The 12,522-nt window shown below is 63.6% G+C and carries 10 protein-coding genes and 1 pseudogene; all 11 read left to right on the top strand.

Annotated elements, in window-relative coordinates; all coding sequences use genetic code 11:
- Positions 1–369 precede the first annotated feature (369 nt).
- The 11 genes and pseudogenes from LL972_RS21765 (at position 370) to LL972_RS05140 (ending at position 12,186) form a co-directional block, all read left to right on the top strand.
- Positions 370–522 carry a hypothetical protein gene (locus LL972_RS21765; protein ID WP_429002114.1) on the top strand — a complete coding sequence of 51 codons (153 nt, stop codon included), beginning with the start codon at positions 370–372 and terminating at the stop codon, positions 520–522.
- Between the two features lie 195 nt (positions 523–717).
- A complete protein-coding gene (locus tag LL972_RS05180; protein WP_228326677.1) occupies positions 718–1,128 on the top strand; it encodes a winged helix-turn-helix transcriptional regulator in 411 nt (136 codons plus the stop codon).
- Positions 1,129–1,694: 566 nt separating this feature from the next.
- Positions 1,695–1,847, top strand: a pseudogene (locus LL972_RS21760) (alkene reductase); the annotation flags it as partial.
- Between the two features lie 804 nt (positions 1,848–2,651).
- Entirely contained in the window at positions 2,652–4,079 is a 1,428-nt protein-coding gene (locus tag LL972_RS05175) for an aldehyde dehydrogenase family protein (RefSeq protein WP_228326676.1), read from the top strand.
- A 294-nt stretch (positions 4,080–4,373) separates the two neighbouring features.
- Complete coding sequence (locus LL972_RS05170) at positions 4,374–5,051, top strand: SDR family NAD(P)-dependent oxidoreductase (RefSeq protein ID WP_228326675.1); 678 nt, start codon at positions 4,374–4,376, stop codon at positions 5,049–5,051.
- 594 nt (positions 5,052–5,645) lie between these two features.
- On the top strand, positions 5,646–6,155 hold the full coding sequence (locus LL972_RS05165; protein ID WP_228326674.1) for a sigma-70 family RNA polymerase sigma factor: 510 nt from the start codon (positions 5,646–5,648) through the stop codon (positions 6,153–6,155).
- 9 nt (positions 6,156–6,164) lie between these two features.
- Positions 6,165–7,214: a FecR domain-containing protein gene (locus LL972_RS05160; RefSeq protein WP_228326673.1), complete on the top strand. Its 1,050-nt coding sequence runs from the start codon at positions 6,165–6,167 to the stop codon at positions 7,212–7,214.
- Between the two features lie 119 nt (positions 7,215–7,333).
- The gene (locus LL972_RS05155; RefSeq protein WP_266104493.1) at positions 7,334–9,865 is read left to right on the top strand and encodes a TonB-dependent siderophore receptor; all 2,532 of its coding nucleotides are present in this window, start codon (positions 7,334–7,336) and stop codon (positions 9,863–9,865) included.
- A gap of 40 nt (positions 9,866–9,905) precedes the next feature.
- Positions 9,906–11,528: a PepSY-associated TM helix domain-containing protein gene (locus tag LL972_RS05150; protein WP_228326671.1), complete on the top strand. Its 1,623-nt coding sequence runs from the start codon at positions 9,906–9,908 to the stop codon at positions 11,526–11,528.
- Positions 11,525–11,848 (top strand): hypothetical protein, encoded by a 324-nt coding sequence (locus LL972_RS05145; RefSeq protein ID WP_104646867.1) that lies wholly within the window; start codon positions 11,525–11,527, stop codon positions 11,846–11,848. The genes LL972_RS05150 and LL972_RS05145 overlap by 4 nt, the downstream gene beginning before the upstream one ends.
- Positions 11,836–12,186, top strand: a complete 351-nt coding sequence (locus LL972_RS05140) for a DUF3325 domain-containing protein (RefSeq protein WP_228326670.1) — start codon at positions 11,836–11,838, stop codon at positions 12,184–12,186. The genes LL972_RS05145 and LL972_RS05140 overlap by 13 nt, the downstream gene beginning before the upstream one ends.
- Positions 12,187–12,522: the final 336 nt, after the last annotated feature.

Here is a 12,522-nt window from a genome sequence, read left to right as displayed (position 1 = left end):
GGCCAGTGCTTTCCGAAACCTGACCTGACTTCCGACCGCCTGACTCCTATCCGGGCCTTGGACTCCGGGTCTTTCCGAGGAGTCATCTGGCGAACATCAAACTCACCAAGTTCGCTTTCGATGCGGTGCAACCCTAGGCACAGGCCGTCGAACTCCGGAACACGCTGGTGCCCGGCTCCCTATGCAAATACGCCGGTGGGGCGCAAGGGCGTACAGGACAGCATCAATCAGGCCGACTAGTAGATGACCCGGCCCAACATGAACATCCAGCCGACGCTGACCGAGCGGCTGGGGGGCGCATCATCGCCAGTCGCGATCTGGTGCTGCGGCCCTACTGCCAGGCGTTGGTGTTCAATCGGGGACTTCACGATGAGCGCGACCAAGAAGCTGCGGCTGGGGCCGCTGCCCAAGACCGAAAGCATCAAGCTGGCTTTCGCGTGCCCTTCCGATCTGCCGACCTTGATCGTTACGCCGTGCTGCATGCGCAGGCCTATGGCAAGGCGGCCGATGCAACGGCGCTGATTCCGCACACGCTCGAGGTCTCATTGCCGGGGATCGGGGATTCAGAAAAAGAGGTTGGGGCAAGGTTGCGCCTCAAACGCAGGACTGAAGGCGTGGACACGATGAGTGGTAGCGTCAGGTATCATCGGGATATATCTTATATACTTGGCGTCAATCGGGAACTTTCAGTCGCCCAGGCATCTAGAGGAAGCTGTCATGCTTGACATTGAACCACTCTGTTTCTCGTCCGACTGCCCCAGCCGCGCCTTGTTTGACCAGATCGCCGACAAGTGGTCGATGATGGTGCTAGCCGTGCTTGATGACGGACCGCACCGCTTCAATGCGATCCGTCGTCGCCTGGAAGGCGTCACCCAAAAAGCGCTCACGCAATGCCTGCGCCGACTGGAGCGCAACGGCCTGGTATCGCGAGAGGTGATTTCTCTTTCGCCGGTTGCGGTGCAGTATCAAATCACCCCGCTGGGTCGCACTTTACAGCAGCCTTTTCGGGCGCTGCACGAATGGACGCTAGCGAAGCTACCGGAGGTCGATTCCGCCCGCCGGTCGTTCGACGCCGCTGCAAGCGGAACGGCAAGTGTGCAGGGTAGGCTGCTCCACTCGATGGCATGAACGCGGCGTCGGCCGATCGTGCATCAGCAATCCGATGTCCGAGTGCCAACGGACACATGCGCTGTGAAACAGAGTAGCCGGGTACGCCGACAGAAACGCAGCCAGCATTTTGGTCCGGGGTGGTACGCGGCCGCAGGCAGTCAATTTCAATGACTGCCTCGACCAGATCTACACATTGATTGCTCAAGCTCGTTCGATCAGGAAGACAGGGTGCCGCCGCTGCTCTTACGGGCGAGGCTGTTACCGATGGCGCGGCAGCCAAGTGCCAGCGCCTGTTTTCGGCCATTAGGTTTCCTCAAACCTACTAGGATTACGACAAGTGCCTGATTGACGCTAGGTTATTTTCGATGCCTTGTCAGTTGTCGTCAATTTGAGGCACGCGGTCCGAGTCGTCATCCTCGTTCGTCACTCTTGCCGGCGCGCTGCAACCCGCCAATCGTCCAGTCGACAGGAAACATTTATTTGGTCAAGCCGCGCCTGACTAATCGTCGAGCGCAGGCGGGTACCTATTCAATCAATGTCTGAGGAAAATATGGAAAACTTGAAACTTCTAAGATTACGTAAAAGCCGCACAGGCTCTGAAAGACGCGGGCTTTGACGGTGTCGAGGTGCACGGCGCCAATGGCTACCTGCCCGCACAGTTGCTGGAAGACGGTTCGAACAAGCGAACCGATGAGTATGGCGGCACCGTTGAGAAACGAGCGCGGTTTCTGCTGTAGGCCACCGATGCCGCGATAAAGTCTTCCGACCGGCCGTGTCTCGGTGAGGCTGTCGCCGCGCAATCCATACTGATGACATGGGCAACTCCAACCTGGAGCAGACCTACATGTTGGCGGTGGAAGCGCTGGAAAAGAAAAAACGTTGGCATTCTGCATTTCATGGAGCTGGCGGTCCTGGCGGAAGGCGTTAAGCCTCTTGTGCCTGGGGCTCGCAAGCAGTTTTCCGGGATTTTCGTGTTGAATGTTGGCTAGGACCGGAAGTCTGCGGGACAAGCGCTGCAAATCGGCCTGGCAGATGCAGTGACATTTGGCACACTGTTTATCAGTAATCCTGACCTGCCCGAGCGCTTCCGCCAGGACGCTCCGCTGGCAGCCCCGGATGCTTCCAGATACTGCAGCGGTTCCGAAGAGGGCTACACAGGCTACCCGTCACTGGCCTAGTCAATCCTGGTTGAAGCGGAATAGCGAGAGCTACAAGTCTTGATCTGAGTTGTCTCGTTCCGTCACGCACTGTGTCCGCTGGGCACGGCGTTTTTATTTGAATGGATTCCGATGCGACGACGCATGTGGGTGTGCAACAGCCAACAATTCATCGAATTGATATCACCAACCTGCACGGCAAAACTGCGCGAGCGAGACGATACCGCCCCTCGTTGACAACACGTTGGGCTGGTCGAACGATCACCCGGACAACGGCGCGCGCATGCCCAGTATCCCTCGGCCTACCAGCGATACCTAAAGTGCCTAATTGACGCCAAGTGTACGAAATATACTATTGCTCCTCACCCGAGGACGAGCTTTTTCATGCGAAACAATCTTCAGTTTTATATCGATGGATCCTGGGTACAGCCCGCCAGCGACGCTGTACTCGATGTCATCAACCCTGCGGACGAGTCCGTCGTTGGCCAGGTCTCACTTGGCGACGCCAGCGACGTGGACAAGGCCGTCTCAGCGGCGCGGAAAGCGTTCGAGACATACTCGCAGACGTCGGTCGCGGAACGCATCGCGCTTTTTGACCGCATCATCGCAGTGTATGAAAAGAGAATGGGCGACGTGGCTCTCGCGATCACCCAAGAAATGGGCGCGCCGCAGTGGCTGGCCGAACAGTTGCAGGCGACGGTCGGTGTCGCTCATTTTCAAATCGCACGTGCCGCTCTGGCCGACTACCGTTTCGACGAGACACTGGGTACTACAAAAGTCGTGCGCGAGGCTGTCGGCGTTTGCGCCCTGATCACGCCGTGGAACTGGCCGTTGATGCAGATCGTCGCGAAGGTTGCTCCGGCGCTCGCTGCGGGGTGCACCATGATCCTCAAGCCATCCGAAATTGCGCCATTTTCCGCGACTGTCTTCGCCGAGATCCTGGACGAGGCCGGTGTCCCTAGGGGGGTATTCAACCTTGTTCACGGTAATGGCCCAGGTGTCGGCAATGCGTTGACGAGCCATCCCAACGTCGACCTCGTGTCCTTCACCGGTTCGACGGCCGCGGGTGTCCAGGTCGCGCGCAGCGCTGCTGGTACGGTCAAGCGGGTGCATCAGGAACTGGGAGGCAAATCGCCAAATATCATCCTGCCCAGCGCTGATCTGGCTTCGGCTGTCGAAGGCGGTGTGGCGCAGATGATGCTGAATTGTGGCCAGTCGTGCAACGCGCCATCGCGGATGCTGGTCCACGTCGATCAGGTCACAGAAGCGATCGGTTACGCCCAGGCAGCCGCCGAGACCTGGTCAGTCGGTCATCCTTCATCCAATGCAAAGATGGGGCCAGTGGCTTCCGAAGTGCAGTGGAACAAGATCCAGGGTCTGATCCAGACCGGCATTGATGAAGGGGCCACGCTCGTGACCGGAGGACTCGGCCGCCCGGACGGACTTGAAACGGGCTTCTACCTCCGGCCGACTGTCTTCGCCGACGTGCGCAACGACATGACCATTGCCCGGGAAGAAATCTTCGGCCCTGTTCTGGTCATCATTGCTTATTCGGATGAGGAGGAAGCGGTGCGGCTTGCCAATGACACGGTCTATGGTCTTGCTGCCTACGTACAGGGCGAACGACGCGCGGCTGAGGCGACGGCACGACGCCTGCGTGCCGGTCAGGTGCTCTTGAACAATGCCAATCTCGATCTTGCCGCGCCTTTCGGCGGGTACAAGCAGTCTGGCAACGGCCGCGAGTGGGGGCCGATGGCCATTGCTGACTTCCTTGAAACCAAAGCCATTGTAGGCCTCGACGAGGCTGCCTGATATGTGACATCAGCTTGACGTGATTGCCCCTGGACCGGGTCACCCTGTTTTGGGCAAGCCTTTGGTCGGACTTCTGAACGCTCGAATATCAAAGCTTCTGAAACGCCGGAATGCGGCTTCCATGGCGGCGACGTACTGCGATCCTCCACGTGTGAAAGGGAAGATAACGAATTCTGGTCTTGTAATTGAGCGGTTGTTTCCAGTCTCGCCTGAGGTTATTTCTAACGCATTCGAACAAAGAGCTTTTGCACAGTTGGTTCCACCACACAGATCAAAGCAAAGGATGTCATTTCCATGTCACTCAGCAAAACCGCCGTCATCTTTGGCGTGGGCCCCGGCATCGGCATAGCTGCCGCCCGCGAGTTCGCAGCACTTGGCTACCGGCTCGCCCTTGTCGCGCGCACCAGGTCGAAGCTTGAGCGGCTTGTCGCGCAGTTCGAGGCAGCCGGGGCGACCGCGAAGGGGTTTGTGGCCGATGGCGGAGACGGTGAGTCGATCGACGCCGTCGTCCCCGAGATCCGCAAGTGGGCGGAGGGAGACCCGAGTGTCGTGTTGTTCAACGCATTCACGTCTCAGCCCGCGGGCCCGACACACAAAGTTTCCCCGGCGGGATTCGCGCGAAGCCTGCTGGTGAACGCTGCTGCGGCGCAGCACTTGGCCTATCACTTCGCACCCGCGCTGGTGGCGGCAGGCGAAGGCTCGTTGCTCTTCACCGGCAATTCGATGCCGCTGCATCCAATGGGCAACGGCTTCGGCACGTTAAGCGCCGGCAAGTCTGCGATGCGATCGATAGCTCTGACTTTGGCCGAGGATCTTGCCGGGAGCGGCGTGCGGGTCGGCCTCCTCACTATAGACGGCCCAACGGCCCGGGGCAGCGCCCTTGATCCCGACGTGATCGCGGCCGAGTTCGTGAAGCTGCTCGAAGGCACCGTAACGGAGATCATCTACAGTGGGCCACCCGCTACGGCCTGAATGTCGACCTCGCTCCGTGCGCGCAGTCATCGGAACCTGGGCAGCCTGTGGTGTTTGATTTTGGCGGTGAGGCCAGCGACAAGGTATAGGTGCGAGTGCAGCTCAAAGCTGCACATTCTCAGCTCGGGATAGGTTGCGAGGGAATGGCTCTAGCACTCTGACATGTTGGCAACTTCTAGGCGACTCGTCCCGCCACAGCGCGACCCTGCATGCTTTCTCCGGATTCTTACGTAGCTCCCAGCTTGTACACCGCAATACATGCGAGACACGAGACAGAGCTGACTTATATCCTTGTATAAGGTTTCAAGTTCTGCACAATTGCACGGCGGGCTTGATATCGGTCATTTTTATTTTCCGAATATTGGCGAATCAAGCCATTGCACCGCCGCTCACCGCCAAACGCCCGGCGGTCAAGGGGTTGGCCAAGCCACTGTTGGCTCGGCCGGGGGCCAACGGCCCGCAAGTCGCCTACCCGCGTGACAGATCGACCGGTGGCTGCGCCTGCAGGCTCGGCCGGCTTCCGCTAGAATGAGATCAATTCTCATTTGTCGCCGGACGCTTTGCCTTCCGGACCCAGCCGTTCAGGAGGTCATCGTGTCGGTCACACAAGGCGCGCTTCATCAACAGGTGGAGCGCCTGTACACCGACCACCACGGCTGGCTGCAGGGATGGCTGCGGCGCAAGCTGGGCGATGCGTTCGTGGCTGCCGACCTGGCACAGGACACCTTCATCAGCGTGATCAGCGCCGGGGCGGCCGAGCAGATCCGCGAGCCGCGCCCGTTCCTGGCCACCATCGCGCGCCGCTTGCTGGCGCACCGGCAGCGGCGCAAGTTGCTGGAAACCAGCTACCTGGAACTGCTGGCTGCGCTGCCGGAAGAACTGGCGCCGTCGCCGGAGCTGCAATTGCTGGCGCTGGAAGCGGTGCAGCAGGTGGACCAGGCGCTGGATGGCCTGCCGCCCAAGGTGAAGGAAGCCTTTCTGCTGGCGCATCTGCAGGAGCTGAGCTACGCGCAGATCGCGCAGCGGCTGGGCGTGTCCAGCAGCTCGGTCAAGCAATATCTCACGCGTGCCAACCGGCATTGCCTGTTCGCCCTCTCGGCGTGAGCCGCACGGATGGCTGATGCCGCCTCACGTCGCGCGCGCGCCGCCGGTGACCAGCGAGCACCGCTGGCCGGCGGGCAACCGATCAGTGCGCAGGTCGCCGATCAGGCTGCCGAGTGGCTGACGGTGCTGATGTCCGGCACCGCGAGCCAGGCGCAGCTGCAGCGCTGGCAACAGTGGCGCGATGCGCATCCGGACCATGCGCGGGCATGGGCGCATATCGAGGCGGTGACCGGGCGGCTGAAGACGCTGGCCCCGCAGGCGGCCTATCGCAGCCTGTCGCCGTATGCCGGCAGCAACGGCCAGGCATCGCCGGGCCGGCGCAAGGCGTTGAACCTGCTGCTGTGGGGAGGGGTGGCCGGGGCCACCGGCGTGCTGGCCTCGCGCACAGAACGCTGGCAGCGCGCCACCGCCGATTACGCCACCGCGACGGGGCAGCGCCGCGAACTGCAGCTGCAGGATGGCAGCCGCATCACCCTCAATACGCGCAGCGCCATCGATGTGCGGTTCGACGCGCAACGGCGGCTGCTGCGGTTGCTGTCCGGCGAGATCATGGTGACCACCGCGCAGGCGCTGGGCGCGGGCCACGATGCGCGGCCCTTGCTGGTGCGCACCGCGCAGGGCGATATCCGCGCATTGGGCACGCGCTTTTGCGTGCGCCAGGACGAGCACGACACCCGGCTGAGCGTGCTGGAAAGCGCGGTGGAGGTGCGCCCGCGTGCGGCCGCGCAGGCCGTCGGGCGCGTGCAGGCGGGGGAGCAGTGCCGTTTTACCGCTGACGCGCTCGGCGCCATCGCGCCGGTCGATGTACAGGGCTCCGCCTGGGTGCGCGGGCAGCTGATCGCCGACGAGTGGCGCCTGGATGCCTTTGTCGTCGAACTGGGCCGTTATCGCTCCGGGTTGTTGCGCTGCGACCCGCGGGTGGGCGGCCTGCGCGTCTCCGGCGTGTTCCCGCTGGACGACACCGACCGCATCCTGGCGATGCTGCCCAGTGTGCTGCCGGTGCGGGTGAGCCGGCGCAGCCGTTACTGGGTGACGGTGCAGGCGGCCGGGCAGGCCTGAGGCGCTGCCAGCCGGCACGTCGCCGAAAAAAATGTGCACCCGGGCTGCCCGATCGCCGCAGTTGTGGCACCTCCCCAATGACGGTGTCAGTGCGACACCAAACCTTTTGTGGGAACAGCATGTCGATCACTGCCCGCCGCCGCGGCCAACTTTCTTCTTTCTCGTCTCAGCGCAACGCCGTGGTGCAAGCCGTGCAGCGGCCGCTCGGCACGGCCGTGGCGGTTGCGCTGTGCAGCCTGGCACTGTGCGCCGGCATGCCCGATGCCATCGCCCAGACCGCGACTGCCACGCAGGATGCCCGCCAGAGCTATCGCATCCCCGCCGGCCCGTTGGCGCCGGCGCTGCGTGAACTGGCCGGTTCGGCCAATCTGTTGCTGAGCTTCACCGCCACGCAGACCGACGGCAAGACCACTGCCGGGCTGGAGGGCAGCTATACCGCACCGGCCGCCCTGGCTGCGCTGCTGGCCGGCAGCGGCTTGCAGGCCGTGCCGTTGCAGACCGGCGGCTACGTGCTGCGCGCCGCACCGCAGCCCAGCGCGACCAGGGGCGAAGTGGATGCGTGGCTGCTGCCCACCATCAAGGTGACCGCGCAGGCCAACCGCAGTGCGACCACCAGCGGCACCGGCAGCTATACCGCGCGGGCGGTCAGCATCGGCCGCGGCGAGCAGTCACTCAAGGACATTCCGCAGTCGATCAGCGTGGTCACCCGCCAGTTGATGGACGAGCAGAACATCACCTCGGTCTACGACGCGCTGGCCAGCACCACCGGCATCACCATCGTGCAGAGCCCGCAGGGCGGCAAGTACATCTATTCGCGCGGGTTCGACATCACCACCGTGCAGTACGACGGCGTGCCGCTCAATCGCGGCATGTACGGCCGGGCGAGCAACTACAGCGCCAACATGGGCATCTACGATCGCGCCGAAGTGCTGCGCGGTGCGGCCGGCCTGCTGCAGGGCGCGGGCAATCCCGGTGGCGCGGTGAACCTGGTGCGCAAGCGCCCGCTGGATGTGCCGGGCGTGAGCGTGATGGCGCAGGGCGGCAGCTGGGATCGCTACGGTGCGTTGATTGATGGCAGCGCCAACCTCACTGCCGATGGCGCATTGCGCGCGCGCGGGGTGATCGATTACCAGGACCAGCGCGCGTTCGTGGATGGGGTCACGCGCCGCACGCCCACCTACTACGGTACGCTCGATTACACGTTCTCGCCGCAGACCCAGCTCAGCCTGGGCGTGAGCTACGAACAGGTGGAAGGCCGGCCGTTCTTCGGCGGTTTGCCCAGTTTCAGCGATGGCCGCGATATCGGCCTGCCACGCGCGACCAATCTGGGTGCGTCCTGGAACCGGCAGTCCTCGTCCAATCGCGGGCTGTATCTGGACCTGGACCATCGCTTCACTGCCGATTGGGTGTTCAAGCTCAGTGCGGTGCAGGTGCGCGAGCTGCACGATCTGAAATACGCCAGCTCCAGCCGCGCGATCAATCCGGCCAACGGCACCGGCGCCTTGTTGGCGGCGCGCACCATTTCCGATGCGGATGCGTTCGGCTTCGATGCCAATGTGATCGGGCACTTCAACGCGCTGGGCCGCCGGCATGAGTTGGTACTGGGCAGCAATTTCGCCGAGAACACGGTCGATACCGTCTATGGCAACAAGAACAACTTCCAGACCTTCAATGTGTTCGATCTGCAGCGCAATGTGCGGGCGATCAGCGACGAAGAAATCTTCGCCAATGCGCGCGAGGCCCGGCATGGCACTTCGCGCGAATTCGGCTTGTACGGCGCGTTGCGTTGGCAGTTGAGCGACCCGTTGAGAGCCATCGTCGGCACCCGCGTGAGCTGGCACGATACCCGCTGGAACACCACCACCACCGGCTTGTCGCCATCGCAATCGATCGAGCACACCCGCGAGACCGGGCAGGTCACGCCGTACGCCGGCCTGTTGTACGCCTTGAGCCCGACCTGGTCGGCCTATGCCAGTTACGCGGACATCTTCCAGCCGCAGAACGCACAGACCGAAGCCGGCGAGATGCTCAAGCCGATGACCGGTGCCAACTACGAGCTGGGCCTCAAGGGCGAGTGGCTGGACGGGCGCATCAACAGCGCGTTCGCGCTGTTCCAGATCGAGCAGAAAAACCGCGCCCAGGCCGACCTGAGCACCAGCCCCACCTGCCGCAACAACGATTTCTGCTACATCGACAGCGGCAAGGTGCGCAGCCGCGGGTTCGATGCCGAAGTCAGCGGCGAGGTGCTGCGCGACTGGAACGTGTTTGCCGGTTACACGTTCAACCGCACCACCTACCTGCAGGATGTCAGCAGCCAGGGCCAGACCTTCAACAGCTATACGCCCAAGCACTTGCTGCGGGTATGGACCACGTACCGGCTGCCGGGCGTGCTGCAGGACGTCACCGTCGGCGGCGGCGTCAGCGCGCAGAGCGCGGCGTACCGGCAGATCGGCACCGCCACCGCGCCGATCCAGGGGCGTGCGGTCTGGAATGCGTTGGCGCGGTATCAGGTCAACCGGCAATGGTCGGTGGCGGTCAATCTCAACAACGTGTTCGACAAGCACTACTACACCACCTTGTCGAGCTTCGTTAACGGGCGCTATTACGGTGAGCCGCGCAATGTGATGGTGACCCTGCGCGGCGCGTTGTGATGCGGGCACTCGTGCGGCGGCGGCGCATGGCGCGTGCCGGATGAAAGAAGGCTTTCGCCAAAGCATGGCCTGGCTGCACACCTGGTGCGGCCTGAGCTGCGGCTGGCTGCTGTGCGCGATCTTCCTGACCGGCACGCTCAGCGTGTTTCGTGATCCGATCACCAGCTGGATGCAGGCCGCACCGGCCCTGCCGAGCGCGCGCATGCACACTGTCCTGTCGGAAGACGCGCTGGTGCCGCGTGCACTGGCGCAGCTGCGCCAGCTTGCGCCGCAGGCGCGCATGTGGCGGATCAGCCTGCCCACGCATCCGGGCGAGGCGCTCACGCTGGTCTGGCGGACATCCGATGGCCAGGATCAGGCAGCGCTGGATCCTGGGAGCGGCGAGCTGCTGCCATCGCCGTGGGGCCGGCAGACCGAAGGCGGCCGGCATTTCATGAGCTTCCACTACACCTTGCACGGCGGCATTCCCGGCTATTGGCTGGTGGGTTGGGTGTCGCTGTGCGGGCTGATCGCGCTGGTGTCCGGGGTGATCGTGCACAAGCGGATCTTTCTGGATTTCTTCACCTTCCGCCCGGGCAAGGGCCAGCGCTCGTGGCTGGACGCGCACAACGCCACCGCGGTGCTGACGCTGCCGTTTTTGCTGATGATCGTCTACACCGGCCTGGCGTATTTCTACACCAGCTACATGCCCGCGCCGTTGCACGCACTATATGGCAGCGACGAGGACGCCTACACGCGTTACGCCGATGATCTGTCGCCGGCAATGCCTGCGACCAGCGCAGACGAAGCAGCAGTCAACAACGTGCCCGCCTATCTGCCGGAACTGGTGCAGCGAGCAGACTCGCTCAACGCTGCGCCCGCGCAAACGCTGGTGATCGAGCGGCCCGATCAACCCGGCAGCAAGCTGCGTGTGATCGCGCGCGTGGCCGCAACCAGCAGCTCGCGGCGCCTGCTCAACCCAGCCAACAGCGTGGTATTCGACGCGAACAGCGGCGCGCTGCTGGAGCGGCATGCGGATGCCGCACGCACGGACCTGCACGCGCAGGATGTGGAAGAAGTCATCAAGACCCTGCACGTGGCCGGGTTCGGCGGCTGGACCAGCAAATGGCTGTATTTCATCTGCGGCCTGGCCGGCACCTTGATGATGGCCACCGGCACGGTGCTGTTTTCGATCAAGCGGCGTCGGCGTAGCGAGCAGGAGTTCGGCGCGGCCACTGCCGGCATCTATCGAGTGTTGGAAGCGCTCAATGCCGCAGCGCTCGCGGGAACTTCATTGGCCAGCATTGCGTATTTCTACGCAAACCGCCTGGTGCCGATCGCGCAGGCCGAGCGCAGCCAGATCGAGATCCACGCATTCCTGTGGGTATGGGCAGCCACGCTGTTGCATGCGCTGCTGCGCCCGCCCGCGCGTGCATGGGTGGAGCAACTGGCGATGACCGCGCTGCTATGTGTCGGCTTGCCCCTGCTCAATGCGGTCACCACCGGGCAACATCTGGGCGTGTACCTGGCTGCGGGCGACCTGCAGCGCACCGGGGTCGAGCTGGTCTCGCTCGTCTTCGGCGTTGCATTTGCTTACGCGGCGTATCGGTCGCACCGCAGCGCGGTGCGACCGGTGCCGACACGCGCCAGGCGTGGTGCCGCTGCCGCGATGGATGTGTTGTGAAGCCTGCTTCGAGCACCGCGTCGGTGACGCGCTACCGCTGGTCGGTTGCCGGTCGCGTGCTCGCTGCCAGCGTCGGCGGCTATGCGCTGACCTCCACCGGCTGCAGCGTGCTGGCGCAGCTGCTGTCGCGGTTTGCCGGCGTGTCGCCTGCGGTCTCGGTGCTGAGCATGACCTTGCTGAGCTTCGCCATCTACACCGTCGTCGTGCTGTGGATGTTTCGTGCGCGTAGTGCATTGCGCATGTGGGGCTGGCTGGGCGTGGGCATCGCCGTGCTGGGCGGTGCGAGCTGGTTGCTGGGACATCCACCATGGATGGGCTGATCACCGCGCTGCTGGACACCGCGCTCTGCCATGCCGCGATGATGGCGTTGGCCGTGGCAATGCATCGCCATTACGAGCAGCTCACCGGTTGCCGCACTGCGTCGGTCACACAGCGATGGTGGCTGCGTTCGGTGGGTGTCTGTCTGTTGATCGCCGCGCTGGTGCTGTGCGTGTTCGCGTGGGGCGGCACGGTGGGGACCTTGTTGTGGTTGGGATTTCTCAGCGTTGCCGCGCTGTGGGTGGCGCTGGGCATGGCCTACGCGCCGCGCTGGAGTGCGGGGCTGGCAGTGCTGCTAGGCGGCGTCGCATGCGGAGTGGTGGGTTGGCACGTGCTGTAGTTTGAAGGCCACCACACACCGACCATCTCGACGGGTCCTTGCCCACCCACCGTCGCAAGACCCTAAGAACAACGCGCGCCATGCCCTGCTTGTAACCGCGCACACCGACCATCTCGATAGGTCCTTGCCCGCTCACCGTCGCGGGACCTTGAGCGGCATGGATGCCGCGCTAGAGCCTGCAAGGACGTACTTGCGGCGTGTCCCGCGAGGGTGAGCGGGCAAGGGCCGCGCAGCAAACTCGCAGCGTCGAGGGCGCGGCGCCCTCACCGCTTGCGGGACACGCCGTGAACCCGTCCCTGGGGGCTCGGTGGCGGCATCCATGCCGCCACACGGTCC

It is taken from the genome of Xanthomonas campestris pv. asclepiadis, from assembly GCF_020784175.1.
Classification (GTDB): domain Bacteria; phylum Pseudomonadota; class Gammaproteobacteria; order Xanthomonadales; family Xanthomonadaceae; genus Xanthomonas; species Xanthomonas campestris_D.
Note: the sequence above shows the minus strand (reverse complement) of the source record. Positions and strands in the feature narration are given on the sequence as shown.